At 36.6% G+C, this 17,110-nt stretch carries 14 protein-coding genes and 1 pseudogene; 11 read left to right on the plus strand and 4 right to left on the minus strand.

Annotated features, from left to right (window positions below; all coding sequences use genetic code 11):
• Window positions 1-33: 33 nt before the first annotated feature.
• Both IHV10_RS07315 and IHV10_RS07320 read right to left on the minus strand, forming a co-directional pair.
• Window positions 34-747 (minus strand): DUF5677 domain-containing protein, encoded by a 714-nt coding sequence (locus IHV10_RS07315; RefSeq protein ID WP_197127954.1) that lies wholly within the window; start codon window positions 745-747, stop codon window positions 34-36.
• Between the two features lie 163 nt (window positions 748-910).
• Window positions 911-1,267 (minus strand): annotated as a pseudogene (locus tag IHV10_RS07320) (hypothetical protein); the annotation flags it as partial.
• A gap of 236 nt (window positions 1,268-1,503) precedes the next feature.
• Here IHV10_RS07320 and IHV10_RS07325 point away from each other — a divergent pair.
• From IHV10_RS07325 to IHV10_RS07365, 9 genes are all read left to right on the plus strand, one after another.
• On the plus strand, window positions 1,504-4,824 hold the full coding sequence (locus tag IHV10_RS07325; RefSeq protein ID WP_197127955.1) for a hypothetical protein: 3,321 nt from the start codon (window positions 1,504-1,506) through the stop codon (window positions 4,822-4,824).
• A gap of 62 nt (window positions 4,825-4,886) precedes the next feature.
• On the plus strand, window positions 4,887-6,104 hold the full coding sequence (locus IHV10_RS07330; RefSeq protein WP_197128238.1) for an MFS transporter: 1,218 nt from the start codon (window positions 4,887-4,889) through the stop codon (window positions 6,102-6,104).
• A gap of 376 nt (window positions 6,105-6,480) precedes the next feature.
• A complete protein-coding gene (speD, locus tag IHV10_RS07335) occupies window positions 6,481-7,299 on the plus strand; it encodes an adenosylmethionine decarboxylase (RefSeq protein ID WP_197127956.1) in 819 nt (272 codons plus the stop codon).
• A gap of 165 nt (window positions 7,300-7,464) precedes the next feature.
• Complete coding sequence (locus tag IHV10_RS07340) at window positions 7,465-8,478, plus strand: Bug family tripartite tricarboxylate transporter substrate binding protein (protein ID WP_370629646.1); 1,014 nt, start codon at window positions 7,465-7,467, stop codon at window positions 8,476-8,478.
• A gap of 57 nt (window positions 8,479-8,535) precedes the next feature.
• A complete protein-coding gene (locus IHV10_RS07345; RefSeq protein WP_197127957.1) occupies window positions 8,536-8,997 on the plus strand; it encodes a tripartite tricarboxylate transporter TctB family protein in 462 nt (153 codons plus the stop codon).
• 11 nt (window positions 8,998-9,008) lie between these two features.
• The gene (locus IHV10_RS07350; RefSeq protein ID WP_197128240.1) at window positions 9,009-10,535 is read left to right on the plus strand and encodes a tripartite tricarboxylate transporter permease; all 1,527 of its coding nucleotides are present in this window, start codon (window positions 9,009-9,011) and stop codon (window positions 10,533-10,535) included.
• Between the two features lie 65 nt (window positions 10,536-10,600).
• The gene (locus IHV10_RS07355; RefSeq protein ID WP_197127958.1) at window positions 10,601-12,172 is read left to right on the plus strand and encodes an ATP-binding protein; all 1,572 of its coding nucleotides are present in this window, start codon (window positions 10,601-10,603) and stop codon (window positions 12,170-12,172) included.
• Between the two features lie 12 nt (window positions 12,173-12,184).
• On the plus strand, window positions 12,185-12,874 hold the full coding sequence (locus IHV10_RS07360) for a response regulator (RefSeq protein WP_197127959.1): 690 nt from the start codon (window positions 12,185-12,187) through the stop codon (window positions 12,872-12,874).
• A 115-nt stretch (window positions 12,875-12,989) separates the two neighbouring features.
• A complete protein-coding gene (locus tag IHV10_RS07365) occupies window positions 12,990-13,706 on the plus strand; it encodes a YebC/PmpR family DNA-binding transcriptional regulator (RefSeq protein ID WP_197127960.1) in 717 nt (238 codons plus the stop codon).
• Between the two features lie 79 nt (window positions 13,707-13,785).
• On the opposite strand, the gene IHV10_RS07370 is transcribed toward IHV10_RS07365, so the two are convergent.
• Window positions 13,786-14,193: a disulfide oxidoreductase gene (locus IHV10_RS07370; RefSeq protein ID WP_197127961.1), complete on the minus strand. Its 408-nt coding sequence runs from the start codon at window positions 14,191-14,193 to the stop codon at window positions 13,786-13,788.
• A gap of 2 nt (window positions 14,194-14,195) precedes the next feature.
• Window positions 14,196-14,915, minus strand: a complete 720-nt coding sequence (locus tag IHV10_RS07375) for a DsbA family protein (protein ID WP_197127962.1) — start codon at window positions 14,913-14,915, stop codon at window positions 14,196-14,198.
• A 231-nt stretch (window positions 14,916-15,146) separates the two neighbouring features.
• Here IHV10_RS07375 and IHV10_RS07380 point away from each other — a divergent pair, with 231 nt between their 5' ends.
• Window positions 15,147-16,481, plus strand: coding sequence for a processed acidic surface protein (locus tag IHV10_RS07380; RefSeq protein ID WP_197127963.1), 1,335 nt, complete (start codon window positions 15,147-15,149; stop codon window positions 16,479-16,481).
• Window positions 16,481-17,107, plus strand: coding sequence for a class D sortase (locus IHV10_RS07385; RefSeq protein ID WP_197127964.1), 627 nt, complete (start codon window positions 16,481-16,483; stop codon window positions 17,105-17,107). The genes IHV10_RS07380 and IHV10_RS07385 overlap by 1 nt, the downstream gene beginning before the upstream one ends.
• The last annotated feature ends 3 nt before the right edge of the window (window positions 17,108-17,110 follow it).

Below are 17,110 nucleotides of genomic sequence, written 5' to 3' on the forward strand. Positions count from 1 at the left end.
GGCATATTTGCCTTTCTCCTTTTTTTATAGCCATTAGTTAACTGGTTCATAGCTTTTCAAAACTTGTTTAACTATAACTTCAACTTCGTTATCTAACTCGGCTACTTTTAAGAAAGAAATAAGTTCTATAATCATTGCGACAGTTAAAGCAAACACTTGTCTGTAAATAGTGTTTTCATCAAAGCTTGGTTTGAGATTATATTTAAACTTTCCATTTTCAAATTCACCATAGTTTATAAAAGTACTTGGGTTAAAATGAACAAATGAATTCAGTACGGTATACTGATTTCTAAATACATCAATTTTCCCTGTTTTGTTAGCTAATTTTAAGGGGTCATCTAAAAAACTATATTCTTTTGGTAATTTAAAATCCTCTTCAACAGAACTTAGAAAGTCATTTACAATCTTACCTTTGTTTTGAAGGTTCCTTTGTTTTGAAGCAATTCTTTTATGAGAGTTTTTTGTTAATGCTTCATATCCCTTTTGAATTTCTTCAGGTGAGTCTAATTCGGATATTACGTATGAAAAATGAAACAAGGTTTCTAAAAGTACCCTATAAAGCGGGAGACTTTCAGTATATGTAACGTCTTTATCACTTGAGTTTTTTATAACAAATATTGCGGAAAAAGTTCTTTTATATCTCATATATAAAGTATAAAACACATCAGTTATTAGTGGATTTACGGTTTTAAATTCTTCTGTCTGTTCTATCTTTTTAAATAAATTTTTTAACACTCTTTCATCCAATTCAATCACATTCCTTTCATACCTAATAATACTATGGAAGGAATTGATTTTCATATAAATAATTTATTAGAAATTTTTAATAAAGTGAAAACCCTATAATATCAACGTTAATCAATCAGTTGAAGCCAGTAAAAACACGCTAGTATCTGTATCGGCACTTACTCCAAGAAATAATCATCATGAGAATACCTATCGTCCAATAAGCGAGTCCGGGTGTTCTAATGAGTTTCGAGAATGGAGAAATCATCACATCATTGATGCCTGTAGAGGTCAGAACTCTGCTCATGGCAACGATAATTGAGATTACAAGTATAGTAGGAAGAAGCTCGGTGATCGCATAAATAAAACTATTAAAAATACTGCTAACAGAACCCGTTAATGAACTAGTCGCAGTAATAGAGATTAAGAAGATACCGAGAATACTTATTAATGTAGTATCGCGTCTCTTAACCATAAAACCAATGATTAAACCGATAAACACAACATAAATCCAATGCAGCGCTGTTAGTTCAACGCCCATTTGTATTCCTCCCCGTTGAAATGGGTATTTAGCCCTTTCGTGATGTAATACAGAATATGATGAGAAAGAAAAGGGTGTGAGGGGAACTTTTTTACTAATAGTTGTTAGTGACAGGTAAAGGTAATTAATGTAAAATTATGACGATGATACTGAAGATAAGAAAGAGGTAACTACATGTTATCTCTTTTCTTTTTGTTACATACATTCAACAAAGGAGAAGATTAGGGGGCCGTATGATGGACCAGTCCAGATTCATTAAAGATCTTAACGAGTTAAAAGAGGGAGGATATGTTAAAAAGAAGGATTATTTAAACGTGCTTGATGGCTATTACAGATATAGAGAAGATGTTAGAAATAAAGAAATCAATGAATCGACTTTACATACAGCAGAAGTTACGAATGATGAACCTAAACAAAATCCAAAACCAATAAAAACAATAACGCCTCCACCTACACAGCCAAAAGTGGAAATCACACCTGAACAGAGAAGAGAGAGAAATATTACAAGCATAATGGCAGCAGGCGTGATTCTGCTTTTATTAGGAGGACTTACTCTAGCAACAAGCAACTGGGATGTTTTTAGCTCGATTACGAAAACAATGTTAGTTGGAGGGATTGCCTTATTATTTGGTGGCCTAGGTGTACTTTCGGAAAAAATACTTCAAATTAGAAAAACAGCGTTTACGTTCTTTGTTTTATTTGCTCTGTTTATTCCGATTACCGTACTCTCAGCGGGTTACTTTGAATTGTTTGGGAGTTGGCTCAGTTTTAATGGCGAGGGAAGATATATTTTAGGCGTTATGGCGGCTGTCGTCTGTACTCCAATCTATTATTATTTCGGACAATATTTTAAATCCAAGCTATTCAGCTGGCTTACTTATGTTGCGATCGCCATTGGATATGCGTATTTAATCCTATCGTTTGGCTTAACCAAAGAAGCATTTTATTTTGTTTATGCATTAGGAAATGTAGGATTTATACTTTTATATCATTTCAAAAAAGCAAAACAATCGATATTCCTTCAAATCTTGCCTTTATTTATACAAGCGAATTTGATTCTTTCGACGCTGTTCATTTTAATCTTATTTGAGAATCAACTTTATCAAAGTTTCAATATTATCTTAACAGCTGCATTATACTTGTCGATGAGGATGGTCAATCAAAGAAAAGAGTATGAGCTTTTCTTTATCGGGTTTATCACGTATGGACTTTATCAATTGATTCAAAACTCTCTGTTAGTAGATTATCGTTTGTTTTTGATCGTACTGATACCGATTATATTCGTAATAGTAGCTAATTTTTCAGATGCTGGATTAAAAAAATATTATCAGCTTGCAAATGGTGCAATCTCTATACTTGCTTTTCTATATATAACCGTTGAAGGCGTGTTATTGTCTGTAGGAGAAGGCAGTATGTGGTTGTTATTCGGGTATCTTGTTCTAGCTGGTAACTTTATTTTCTTAAGCTATAACTCTACGTTTTTATTCTTTAAATATTTGGCACCGTTCTACCTATTCTGTGCGTTTATGGAAGTTTATCATATGATGGGCGATCGCTTTGAAGATTATTGGACGCTTGCAATCGGCATCTCAAGCGCATTATCTTATTCGATCGGACAGTATCTCAAACCACTGAACAGAGCAAGCCTCTTTGTCGGTGGTGGAGGATTACTTATTAGCTTTCTATTATCATTGGAACTCGCTCACTATGGGCAAGGAAGTATGATTTCCGTCATTCTAACGATACTAACTGTTCGTCATTTTTTAATCGAGAATGGAAAAGAAAAAATAGTAGCCACCTGGCTGGTACCCATTTTCACTTTTTTTACATTCTGCCTGCTTGGGATGAAGTACTTGCCATCACCGACATTATCATACTCTTTACTTCTTGGAAGTGTCGTCACTTTAATTGTCTATCTGTGGCAAAGAAAGCAGAAGCAGCTTGCAACTTCATTTGTTTCCATTACAACCATAATGACGACTGTGAATTTTATAGTCATCTTAGTCGAAAGTGATTTTACGTGGATAAAGATTTCATCGTCCATATTTCTAATGGTAGTGTTATGGTTTTTCACTAAACATTTTAATTGGGCGCTCGGGTTCTCTGGTATTCAGATTGCCTTATTCTTTGCACTAAGTTATGTTGCAGAACTACTTGGAGTTTCATTAGGTACTGAGGAATCACTTTATACGTTCATCATCATTTCCTATTTGTTATTAATGAGTAGCGAGGTATTCCAGAAGATCGACTCAAGCAGTGAATATCCAACGAAGGCTGTTTCTCACTTCATTACTTTACTCATAGGTTTTTATGCTTTACTCGTAACAACTGCAGCAGCTCCGTTCATACTACTTGCAACAGTGTATGGAGTTTACCTGTTTCGTTCTCGTAAGGAATATGAGATTAGATATAATCTTTACGCTTGCTTGATATTTTTAGCTATTGGTTTCCAATACTTTATTAGATCATGGCTCACTCATGAAGGTCCTGTTGTTTACAGCATACTTCTAGCTGGTTTCTACTTTGTTGTTAACAATGAATGGAGAAAGCGATTAAGAGCTTTCATTGTACCTTTTTCTGTCATTTTCTTAGGAGAGTATATAACGATTAGAGGGTCTGATGAGGCGTTTCTTATTATCCATGCAGCTGTATTAGTCGGGTTTATAGTGTTCTATCAATCGTTAGAAAAATACTGGAAATACGCATCAGTAATCTTGTTGATCTACTTCATGATAGATTTAGAGGAATGGTTGTTAATAAATCGAATAGCCAATGAAATGTACTCAATTGCTTGGTTCACCTCAGGTATACTCATTTCACTGGCAGGTATGTATTTCTATAAAAAGCTATACAGCCAATCTGATTATGTTCAAATTGACTTCTTTGCAGTTTTTGGAATGATTTCTGTACTTATTGGATTGGTGCGATCGGAAAATTTCGTAACAACGTTTGGTCTGGTCATACTTGCTATCCTTTTCTATGTTCAAGGAAATCGATTATTGGATGTTCTGATCGGAAAGAGAATACTTCAATCAGGTTCCAGTTTGCTTGTCCTGTTCTCATATTATTCATTTCTTGATCAATTTGAGGTCCCAGTGATTATTCAAACTGAACTTATTGTATTGCCGTGGATCTTATTAAGTTATGTAATTACAAGGAAAATGTGGGACATATCGGAACAAATAGCTAACCTTATTCAATATGTTTTGCTTGGTGTAATAGGGATAACATTGATGATCGATGCGATAGAGAGCTATCAAGTTATGGATGCGATCATACTTGGTACATTATCATTTGGGAGTATCATCTATGGATTTATCTCAAAGCAAAAAAGTTATTTCTTTACTGGATTGATCGTACTACTTCTGAATGTTTTGGTCCAAACTCGCCCATATTGGGGGAACATGCCCTGGTGGGTATACTTATTGCTAACAGGTATCCTGCTCATAGCTTTTGCTAGTTTTAATGAGTTCAAGAAACAAAAAGGAATTGATTCTCCACCATTAAAGGATATAATTTTAAATAAATGGAAACATTGGTTTGGAGAGTGGAAATAAAATCTCTTCAAATAAGGGGGATTAATGAAGTGGAACAAGATCAAAACAAACCCAAGATTACGATGGGTATGCTTTTTCAAAACAAAGTCATTCGTACCATACTTTTTTCAGTACTCTTCTTACAGATTGGGATATGGGTTCGTAACTATTCCATCTTATTGTATGTGATAGAGAAAACGAACGAAAATCCAATCGCTGTATCTTTAATATCTGTAGCAGAATTCGCTCCGATATTTTTGTTTTCATTTATTGGTGGAACGTTCGCTGATAGATGGAAACCAAAAAAGACGATGATTTGGTGTGATCTATTAAGCGCTGTATCTATCTTTGTCGTATTATTAACGTTGCTTTTTGGAAGCTGGAAAGTCATATTTTTTGCAACGCTCGTTTCATCGATCTTGTCTCAATTTTCTCAGCCATCGGGTATGAAGTTATTTAAGATTCATGTACCTGAGGAAATGGTCCAATTAGGGATGTCGATGTATCAAACACTTTTTGCTGTATTTATGATTCTAGGACCTATTCTTGGGACTTACGTATACCAGCAATTTGGTATTACAGCTGCGATAGCAATTATGGGAATCGCGTTCGTATTGTCTGCCGTTATTCTTCTATTACTTCCTCCTGATGAAGAAGTTGAAAAAACGGAAGAAAAACCATCGATCTGGTTAGAGATGAAAGAGGGGTTCAGCTATGTCCTTAACAGACGCTCTTTAACCTTACTAGGTGCGTGTTTCGCCGTAGCCGGATTAGCTTTAGGTTTGACACAGCCGTTAACCGTTTTCTTAGTTACAGAACAACTTGGTCTTCCAAAAGAGGAACTTCAATGGCTCATGGCTGCATTCGGTACTGGAATGATCTTAGGTGGAGGTTTAACCATCGGAATCGCGAGCAAAGTAAAGCCACAATTATTATTGGCTTTAGGAATGGGAGCAAGTGCGATCGGATTTATGATTATGGGATTCTCCGAACATTTTTGGTTAACCTTATCCGCCGAGTTCATAAGTGGTCTTTTCATGCCATGTGTTCACATTGGTATTAATACACTAATTCTCCAGAATACAGAGGCTAAATTTATAGGTCGTGTGAACGGAATATTAAATCCACTATTTATGGGTGCTATGGTTCTTACGATGTCCATTACCGGTTGGCTAAAAGAAACATTTTCACTTGTATTGATGTTTGAAGGAGCAGCACTTCTTTTTGCTATCGGTATATTAACGATGCTACCACTTATTCGACAAAAAGTTGTTCCAGTGGCTGAAGTTGAGAAAGCCTAAATGTAAAAAACCTCAAAAGCTACCTTAGCTTTTGAGGTTTTTTTTATGTTTCATGTTGGATTTTAGCTGAATCGCAAAGAGGTGTGTGTCGATAAACGTCGAGGATTGTAAACTCGCGGATAAACAGCAAAAACTCGTGGATTGATGTAAGAAACTTTTGGATTTACACCCTGAACTCGTGGATTGAGAGTCAAAACTTTTGGATTCACCACTTACATGCTTAATTTACGGCCAGAAACAAACCCTCACACAGCACTGTTGACGCTTTTTCAACCTCATACTGTTTTTCAAATCATTTAAATGGGTATTATAGATATATTTCCATCATTGCTGTAATGAATATTGAATGTCTAAAAATATAAGGGGAATCTAACATATGTCTATCTCACCAGATCAACGAATAACATTACACGGATTCAATAATCTTACTAAATCACTTAGCTTTAATCTGTATGATGTTTGTTATACGAAAACGAGAGAAGAGCGAGAAGCTTACCTTGAGTATATTGATGAGCAATACAACGCGGAAAGGCTTACGAATATTTTGCAAACTGTCTCCGATACGATTGGAGCTCATGTGCTTAATATAGCGAAACAAGATTATGTACCCCAAGGAGCCAGTGTCACTGTACTTGTCTCAGAAGGACCCATTGTTGAAGTACCAACTGATACATTTGATGAGAATTCCACAGCCATGCCAGAGTCTGTTGTGATGCAGCTTGATAAGAGTCACTTAACGGTTCATACATATCCAGAGTTTCATCCAGAAGAAGGAATCAGTACGTTTAGAGCGGACATAGATGTTTCTACTTGTGGAGAAATCTCGCCGCTTAAAGCACTTAACCATTTGATTAACTCATTTGATATGGATATTGTTACGATGGATTATCGAGTTAGAGGATTTACACGAGATATAAAAGGTCACAAGCTGTTTATTGATCATGACATCAATTCAATACAAAACTATCTTTCTTCAGATATTAAAAAGACGTATACAATGATCGATACAAATATTTATCAGGAGAATATTTTTCATACGAAGTGCAAATTAAAGCATTTTGAACTCAATAACTATCTTTTCGGTTATACCAAGGATGAAATTGATAGTGAAACTCAAGAACACATCACAGGGTTGATAAATGCAGAAATGGACGAGATTTTTTACGGAAGAAATATTAATTCTTCTAGACGTTAATACCTTATAGATGAACGGATCACTAAGATACTTTTAGTGGTCTTTTTTTTGCGTGAACAATATGAACAAAATGCATTTTATGCGGTTAAACTTCCATTTGAAAATCTGAATGTTAGGATTATGAAAAGTAAATGAAAGCGCTAACATTAAGAAGGGGATGTGAACATGATGAAAACGAAGAAATTGAAAAAATGGCTTGTAGCAGGCGTTATCTTATCTTCACTTACAGCTTGTAGTACGTCTGGGTCAAATGCTGGAGAATCCGATTATCCGAAAAAACCAATAACAGTGGTTGCTCCGTCGGGTGCTGGAGGTGGTTGGGATCTAACAGCGCGCTCACTGACCAAAATTCTAGGTGAAACGAAAACCGTTGATCAAACGATGACTGTTGAAAACAAACCTGGTGGAGGTGGAGCTGTCTATCTTGCAGAATTTGCGACACAACATAAAAAAGATGATTACAAGCTTTATGTGAACTCTCCGCCAATCTTGATCAACAACTTGAAAAAAGAAGGTAATAGTCCTTACGGCTTTAAGGATACGACACCACTTGCCCAATTAACAAAAGACTTTGGAGCAATCGTTGTAAAAGAAGATTCAAAATACAACAATCTAAAAGAATTGATGGACGCTGTTAAAAAAGATCCAAAATCTGTCACAGCCGCTGGTGGATCTGCACCAGGATCCATGGACCATCTCGTAGCTGTTCTACCTGCTTACAAATCTGACATTGATCCAAAAACAGTCAAGTATGTTTCCTACGATGGCGGTGGTGAAGCAATTGCAGCCCTATTGGGAGGCAATGCAGATTATATTGCAACTGATGCTTCTGCGGTAGGTGAATATTTAAAAGCCGGAAAAGTAAAAGTGCTTGGTATTTCTTCAACGGAACGTTTAAAAGGTGATTTGGCCGATGTTCCGACATTTAAGGAAGCTGGAATCGATGCAGACTTCACGATTTGGAGAGGTGTCTTCGGACCGAAAGAGATGTCTGATAGTGCAGTGGCATATTGGGATAAAACATTAAAGAAATTAAATGAAAGTAAAGAGTGGCAGGACGAGCTAGAACGAAACGGTTGGGAATCAGAATTTAAGGATGGCAAAGAATTTGAAACCTTCTTAAAAGAGCAAGAAAAACAAGTTGAAGACCTTTTGAAATCACTAGGAATGAATAAATAGTTATGACATGGAGAAGTATTTGTGCTTCTCCTTTTTTCAAACAAGGAGGGAAGTACTTTGCAAACAGGAAAATTTGATCGTTATGCAAGCATCTTATTTGCTTTACTTGGAGCAGCTTTTTTAATCGAAAGCCGCAATATTTCGAAAAGTGCTTATGGAAGTGAAGTCGGACCTAACGTTTTTCCCTTTCTCTTAGGACTTATTCTTATCTTACTAAGCGTTAAACTCTTTCTTGAATCATTTAAAAACATACAGAAAGAAAAGAAGGACAAAGAAAACTTACAGATAAAAAGATTTATCATTATCTTGACCGCAAGTCTTCTGTACGCAGGTTTCATCGAAATACTTGGTTATATCTTAAGTACTTTCTTATTTTTGTTTGTTTCCTTTCAAGCGATGGAAAGAGGAAGTTGGATAAAAAATGGAGTCATTGCTTTGGCATTCTCATTCTTTGTTTATTATTTATTTGTTGTTGTTTTGAAAGGCTCGTTGCCTGGAATGCCAATTTGGTTTAGTTAGGAGGATTAATGATGGGTGTTATGGATTTTTTAATGCAAGGATTTCAGACGGCCATTCAGCCGCAAAATATATTCTTTGCTTTTATCGGCGTTTTAATTGGAACCGCAGTAGGCGTTTTACCTGGTATTGGACCCATGAGTGGTGTTGCACTATTAATTCCTGTAACCGCTACTTTCACGAGCGGAATGGATCCTTCTGCAGCAGCTACAAGCTCAATTATCCTTTTAGCGGGTGTGTATTATGGAGCCATGTACGGTGGATCTACTACATCCATTCTATTAAACACACCTGGCGAATCTTCATCTGTCGTTACAACACTTGATGGTTATCAAATGGCCAGACAAGGAAGAGCTGGAGCCGCACTATCAATCGCAGCGATCGGGTCATTTTTTGCCGGAATCGTTTCCATCATTGGGTTGGTGTTATTAGCTGAACCACTTTCAGAGATGGCATTGAAATTCGGACCAGCTGAATATTTTTCTCTAATGCTGTTAGGTCTAGCAGCAGTTAGCGGTTTGGCGGGAGGTTCGATCACGAAGGCATGGATGATGACCGTAACCGGCCTTTTGCTCGCCACAATCGGAATCGATGCGGTCTCAGGTGTTGCTCGATTCACTTATGACATTCCTGTTCTGTTTGGAGGACTTGAATTTTTAACGGTTGCTGTTGGTTTGTTTGCATTGGGTGAGGTGTTTAAGACTGTTCTGCATAAGGAAGAAGAGGCTGAAAAGGTGGCGAAAGTTGGGAGAGTTATCCCTGCTAGAGCAGATCTAAAAGAAAGTGCCGGGCCGATAGCACGTGGCTCATTCTTAGGGTTCTTTATTGGTGTCTTACCAGGTGCAGGTGCAACACTTGCTTCTTTCTTTTCATATATCGCTGAGAAGAAGATAAGTAAAAATCCTGAGAAGTTTGGAAAAGGTGCGATAGCTGGAGTTGCGGCTCCTGAGTCAGCCAATAACGCAGCTTCTGGAGGAGCGATGATTCCATTATTAACACTCGGAATTCCTGGTTCAGGAACGACAGCGATTCTTATGGGAGCTCTTATCATGTATAACGTACAGCCAGGTCCTTTATTATTTAGTGATCATCCGGACGTAGCATGGGGGTTAATCGCTTCGATGTTTATCGGAAACTTGATGCTTCTCATCCTTAATATGCCGCTTGTTAAGGTTTTTGCGAAAATTATTGAAACACCTGCGAAATACTTGCTGCCTATTATTATTGCTATTTCTGTCTTTGGTGTTTACGCCGTACAAGTAACGACGTTCGATCTGTTTTTATTGATCGGCTTTGGACTTGCTGGATATCTCTTAGCACAGAATGACTATCCGATTGCTCCTCTTGTACTCGGCTTAGTACTAGGACCAATGATTGAAAACAATATGAGACGTGCATTAACAACATCAAACGGTGATTTTATGGTATTTGTTCAACAACCCATTTCTGCATTTTTCTTGGTTTGCGCGGTATTATGGATTCTCGTTCCATTCTTTCTGCGATTAAAAGGAAAAAATGTTGTTGTGAACGTTGAAGGATAAGACTTGATACGTAGAGAAGACTTTCTATTCTAAGAAAGTCTTTTCTATTTTTACGGAGGGAAACTATGAAACTGCAAACAAAATTAATTCTCATCAGCTGTTCCCTAATTTTTATTGTGGTCACGATTTTAGCACTTATCTTTCAGAATATGTTTGAAGATACGATGAAAAGTCAAATTGGGGAAAGGGCACTAAGCGTTTCTTATGCCGTAAGTAATAATCCACTTGTTATTGAAGAGTTCGAAAGTGATGATCCCTCTGAAACAATCCAGCCTTATGCAGAGAAGATCAGAAAGAAAACAGGAGCTCATTACATCGTAGTTGGAAACAAAGAAGGTGTTCGTTATTCCCACCCCATTAAAGAACGAATCGGAAAGAAAATGGTTGGTGGTGACAACCAAAAAGCGTTATCAGGTGAACCGAGTATAACGGAAGCAACAGGTTCACTAGGTCCAGCTGTACGAGGAAAATCCCCTATTAGAAATAATGCTGGCGAAATCATTGGCATAGTATCGGTAGGTTTTTTAACCGATCAGATAAAAGAAGAGATTTGGCCCTATAAATTAAAGATTCTTATTGTAGGCATATTGACACTGTTGTTAGGGATAATCGGATCCGTATTGATTGCTAAGGGTGTGAAGAGAGCGACACATGGCTTGGAACCTAAAGAAATCGGGATGTTATACAAAGAAAAAAGCGCGATTTTAGAAGCCATTAGAGAAGGGGTCATTGCTGTTAATCGAGAAGGTGAAATAACCCTTGCCAATCATACAGCGCTACAGATGCTTCAAACAGAAAGTGAGAGTTTATTGGGTGAAAATGTGTTGAAAGCTATTCCGAATACAAGATTACTTGATGTTATTGCTTCAGGAAGAAATGAATTTGACGAACAGATGAAACTCGGGAACACGAAAGTTATCGCAAATAGAATCCCAATATTCGATCATCATGATCAAGTCATAGGGGCTGTCGCAACTTTTAGGAACAGAGACGAGCTTTTCCGTTTAAATGAAGAACTCGCGCAAGTGAAAAGCTATAGTGAAGGCTTAAGAGCTCAAACACACGAATTTTCAAATAAACTGTATTTAATATCTGGACTTATTCAGCTAGGTTCTTATCAGGAGGCACAAGATATTATTACGAAAGAATCAAATGTTCATCATCATTTCACACAATTTATTATGAAGCATATATCTGATCCTTATATAGGCGGTCTATTAATCGGCAAGTTCAATCGTTCGAATGAGCTAAGAGTAGAATTTTCGATTGATCCTTCAAGTCACCTAAAAGATATTCCGGACTCAATCGACAGACAATTACTAGTTACGATCATTGGTAATCTAATAGACAATAGCATGGAAGCTGTATTAGAGTCGGGAACATATGACCCAATAGTAACAATCAATCTTTCTGATTTTGGAGAACAGCTGATCATTGAAGTTGAAGATAATGGGGAAGGAATTTCTGAAGATATCGCTAATATGTTATATAAAAAGGGATTCTCTACAAAAGGACAGAATCGCGGCTATGGTTTATATCTAATCAACCAAGCTGTGGAAGTATTAGACGGTCATATCTTTTTTGAGAGAACAAAAGCGGGAACAACGCTTTTCACTGTAATAATCCCAAAAGAATAGAGGAAAGACATCATGAGTTCATGGGAAGTTTTTATCGTTGAAGACGACATTCGCATTGCCGAGATCAACAAAAAATTCGTTGAAAAAGTAGAAGGTTTTTCGGTATGTGGCATAGCATTAAACGAGGAAGAAGCAAAAGAACAGATTTCAATTTTAAGACCTGACTTAGTAGTCTTAGATATCTATTTTCCAGATATGAATGGACTAGATCTACTAAGATGGATTAGGAGTGAATTTCGAGGGATTGAAGTCATCATGGTAACAGCGGCAACAGAGGTGAAAACGTTAAAGGTTGCTCTTGAAGATGGTATTTTTGATTATATAGTTAAGCCCGTCATCTTTCAGCGGTTTAAAGATACTTTATTACAATTTAACGATTATAAGCGATCTATCTCTCAGCTGTCAGCAGATAAAGAAGTCAATCAAAATATGATTGATTCTTTATTAAAACGCGAGAAGGTCGAGATTGAACCATACTTACTCCCTAAAGGAATCGATCCTATTACACTTGAAAAGATCTTGTCCATATTGATGCACCATCAAAAAGGCTTTACTGCAGAAGACCTTGGACAGCGTACCGGAGTTAGTCGAACAACGGCAAGAAGGTATCTTGAATATCTCGTGTCAGAACAAAAAGCAAAAGCGGACATCACTTATGGGGGTGTAGGCAGACCGGAAAGAATCTACAAATATGGACTATAGTTCAGAGTGACCTGTTTATCGGGTTGCTTTTGTTTTGATTCTTATACTACTAAAAATTAGTTAAGTTGATGTATAATGTTCTACATAGATTTAAAGTTGAAAGAGAGTGAACAATATGGGACGTAAATGGAATAATATTAAAGAGAAAAAAGCATCAAAAGACGCAAATACGAGCCGTATTTATGCAAAGTTCGGTCGTGAAATCTATGTGGCTGCAAAACAAGGAGAGCCTGATCCAGAATCCAATCAGTCTTTAAAAGTCGTTTTAGAACGAGCAAAAACATATAGCGTTCCTAAAAACATCATCGACCGTGCGATTGAAAAAGCGAAAGGCGGTTCAGACGAGAACTATGACGAGCTTCGTTATGAAGGTTTTGGTCCGAACGGATCGATGATAATTGTGGATACTTTGACGAATAATGTCAATCGAACAGTAGCTGAAGTGCGTTCTGCTTTTAATAAAAATAATGGAAACATGGGTGTTTCTGGTGCAGTATCATACATGTTCGATGCAACAGCTGTAATTGGTCTAGAAGGAAAGTCAGCTGATGATGTATTAGAACTGTTGATGGATGCAGATTTAGATGTTCGTGATGTGATTGAAGAGGATGAATCAGTAATTGTTTATGCTGAACCCGACCAGTTTCATGCTGTGCAAGAAGCGTTTAAAAATGCAGGGATTACAGAGTTTTCGGTAGCAGAACTTACGATGCTTGCACAAAACGATGTGGAACTCACTGAAGAATCACAAAGTCAATTTGAGAAATTAATTGATGCCTTAGAAGATTTAGAAGACGTGCAGCAAGTGTATCATAACGTTGATTTACAATAATTCTATATAAATAAAGGGTCAGTTTCTATTACAGGACTGGCTCTTTTTTATTGTCAGAGCAAAAAGAAAAAGCAACCGATTAATTCGATTGCTTTCTCATCCATAACATACAAATTGTTATAGTTGTAAATCCAACAAAAGCTAATAGTGGAATCGTGATGAATCCTAGCCAGTTAATATACTGACCTGAACATGGAATACCAGATGTACACACTTCAAAAGCTTTTAGTGCAGGAATTTTTTGAAGAGCATAATGATAGCCTGAAACGATGATGCCCATAATGGATAGAGGAAGGACATAACGTGTGACTTTATGATCTTGTTGATAAAAGGCAACACCTAGAAGAATGACTAACGGATACATCAAAATCCGTTGATACCAGCAAAAATTACATGGCACAAACTTCATGACTTCACTAAAAAACAGACTTCCTACCATGGAAACGATTGAAGCAATCCAAGCGATCAATAAAGGTTTATTACCCACCTTTATTTACTCTCCTTCGCAGCATCATCAACCATTTCCTTTAAATCTTCTAAAGAGGTACCTTCAAATTTTTTACCATTAACAAACAATGTTGGCGTACTCGTTACACCAAGTTCACTTACTAGTGCTTCATCTGTTTTCAGCGCTTTTTCATTTTCCTTGTTCTCCCATGTTTCAGTAACTTTCTTAACATCTTCTTCTGAAGTCACTTCACCAAGTGTTTCTGTTAAGAATTTCTCTGTAAAAATGTCCTGTCGTTCTAGACTCTGATCGTCAGGTTGCTTTTCATATAGCGTCTTATGAAACTTCCAAAACGTTTCATTTCCTAATTCCTTATAAACAGTTTCCGCAAATATAGCTGAGCGTTCAGAATCTACATTAATAAACGGATAGTTTAAAAAATAAAATTTCACTTTCCCTGTTTGAATCAGTTCTTTATCAATAAGCGGGAAGAATGACTCATTAAAGTTTTTACATGCGGGACACTTGTAATCTCCAAATTCAACAATGTTAACTGTCGCATCTTTCTCACCTAAGTAAGGCTGGTTTTCATAGGATATATCAGCTGTGGACGTATCCTTATTATCAAGTGCACCGCTGAACAGAAAAATGATCAATCCTAGAGTCAAAATACCAATCGTCCAAAAAAGCCAAACAGGAGAAGAGTTGTTCTTGTTCTTTGAGCTGTTTACATAAGCCTTATTCTTTTTTTGTTTACCCATTGTTCACCTCGTAGAATTTTTACTAAATAAAAAGAAGTTACTTTTATCGTAAACAAAGTTGACGGTATTTACAATGAAGAAATATCGAACATTATGTTTTTATGTCTTTTAGATTATGCATAGCACCTGAAGGTTACAAAAACTAATTCTAAAAAAACTTGTATGCAAAAGCAGATTTTGGCAGTATAATTTTCTAGAAATTATACTAAACTAGTTTTCTGGGGGTCAGGGATGAAAAAGGTTGTAACTTTCTTATTGGCTATTACGATTAGCCTCGGCATCTTGCCGTTGTCAGCGTTCGCGATCAATGCAAACGACAAAGAGTATAAAGCGTTCTTACAAGAGATTGGTTGGAACTCGAAGGATTTTGTTGCTTATCTAGACAGTAAAGAGTGGGCATTAAGAGATTTTGATTCTGTCGATGAACTTGGTACACCCTTATCAGAAAAAGGTGTTCAAGTAGTGTTAAAAGAGTTTGCCATCAGTCGTGATAGACTCAATGAACTTCTTGTTGAATATGGAAATATAGAAGAAGGACAAGACGTTCTTGACGGAACTTATATTATCTTTGAAGAGGAATTGTTTGAGGAAGTTGATTTTATGATCGGCACACCTATAGATGACATTAATCTTCAAAAGTTATTAAGTGATTACGATTTAAAATCCATTGAAGAACTGGATGCTTTATTAAAAGAGAACGATGATTCACGTGACAACTATGAATATATCGAACACCTAGAATGGTCTGTTGATTATTATATCAATGGAGATGACTGGGAAGGAACTCTTATTAATGATGAAAATCTTCAACAATTATTAAGAGATTACAACTTAGCTTCTCTCGCGGAACTGGACGCTTTATTAAAAGAAAATGATGATGCAAGAGAAAATTACGAATACATTGAAGATCTTGAAGGAGCCGTTGATTTCTATATAAATGGCGATGACTATATGGGTGATGATATCGAGGATCTATTTACAGAGATTGGTTTAACAGAGGAAGAAATAGAGAAGCTTTTAACTCATATGGAAACTCTTAATTGGGAAGATCCAGCATTTCTTGATCAAATGATGGTACTTGCTGAAAGAATGATGGCATTTGATGATTTTGAAACTGCAGACGAACTTACTTCTGAACAAGTTGCTGAACTATTATCCATCTTTTCTGAGATGAAGCAGCTGTTACAACTTGATACAAAATACTATCTAATTGTAGATGGACAAAAACAAGCTGTGTCGATGGATACATTGATGACGATGGAAACGACAAATGGAAATAATCTTATCATGGAAATTTATAATCTAAATGGTGAGTTATTAGCTGATATTCGTATCACAGCTGAAATGTTTGGCTCTGAAATGATTCAAGAAACAGGTAAAGATATTCAAAAAGTTGAAAAGATTGTCTCTGCAACTCCGACTAAAGCGAGTCCACCTGTAAAAACAGTGAAGGGCGGAAAACTTCCTACAACCGCAACAAACCATTTAGAGAATACTTTAATGGGTCTAGGTATTTTAGCGGCAGGAATATTCTTATTTAGAAGATTTCGGGTAAAAGGGATCTAATGAAAACGAGAAGTAGCATTCGAACGACACTTCTTATTTTTTCACTTGTTTTAATATTGCTTGGTTTTTGGTTTAGTACTACAAACGCTTATACATTTATTAAAGGATACATGCTCTTTCAAACGAGCCAGACACAGATTGGAAAGAGTTCAGAAAAGCCATCCAAAATACACATAAAGCATTCTGATCAGGAGGAAACACTCTATTCGGTAAGACCGAAAAAAGGTGAGAATATCGGTAACCTACTCATACCAAAATTAAATGCTACACTTCCTATTTTTCATGGAACAGATGAAGAAGAATTAGAAAGAGGTGTAGGTCATTTCGAGAAAAGTGTATTACCAGGAGAACAAGACAATGCTGTTCTATCTGGACACCGAGATACGGTTTTTCGAAAGCTTGGTGAAGTAGGAAAGGGGGATACGCTGATTGTGAAAACCTCAGCGGGAACCTTTACCTATAAAATTCGGAATGTGCGCATCGTAGACAAAGATGACAGAACTGTAATTGTTCCTAAACCAAGAGCAACATTAACTGTTTCAACATGCTATCCTTTTAATTTTATTGGTGCATCACCTGAGCGCTATATTCTTGTAGCAGATTTGATATCACAAAAGTTAACATAATCT

The sequence above is a fragment of the Fictibacillus sp. 5RED26 genome (genome assembly GCF_015903895.1).
Taxonomy (GTDB): Bacteria; Bacillota; Bacilli; order Bacillales; family Fictibacillaceae; genus Fictibacillus; species Fictibacillus phosphorivorans.

Coding starts and splice junctions, on each gene's coding strand:
- IHV10_RS07325 (WP_197127955.1), top strand. CDS start 1,504: ATGGACCAGTCCAGATTCATTAAAGATCTTAACGAGTTAAAAGAGGGA.
- IHV10_RS07385 (WP_197127964.1), top strand. CDS start 16,481: ATGAAAACGAGAAGTAGCATTCGAACGACACTTCTTATTTTTTCACTT.
- IHV10_RS07350 (WP_197128240.1), top strand. CDS start 9,009: ATGGGTGTTATGGATTTTTTAATGCAAGGATTTCAGACGGCCATTCAG.
- IHV10_RS07375 (WP_197127962.1), bottom strand. CDS start 14,915: ATGGGTAAACAAAAAAAGAATAAGGCTTATGTAAACAGCTCAAAGAAC.
- IHV10_RS07365 (WP_197127960.1), top strand. CDS start 12,990: ATGGGACGTAAATGGAATAATATTAAAGAGAAAAAAGCATCAAAAGAC.
- IHV10_RS07380 (WP_197127963.1), top strand. CDS start 15,147: ATGAAAAAGGTTGTAACTTTCTTATTGGCTATTACGATTAGCCTCGGC.
- IHV10_RS07360 (WP_197127959.1), top strand. CDS start 12,185: ATGAGTTCATGGGAAGTTTTTATCGTTGAAGACGACATTCGCATTGCC.
- IHV10_RS07355 (WP_197127958.1), top strand. CDS start 10,601: ATGAAACTGCAAACAAAATTAATTCTCATCAGCTGTTCCCTAATTTTT.
- speD (WP_197127956.1), top strand. CDS start 6,481: ATGTCTATCTCACCAGATCAACGAATAACATTACACGGATTCAATAAT.
- IHV10_RS07330 (WP_197128238.1), top strand. CDS start 4,887: ATGGGTATGCTTTTTCAAAACAAAGTCATTCGTACCATACTTTTTTCA.
- IHV10_RS07340 (WP_370629646.1), top strand. CDS start 7,465: ATGATGAAAACGAAGAAATTGAAAAAATGGCTTGTAGCAGGCGTTATC.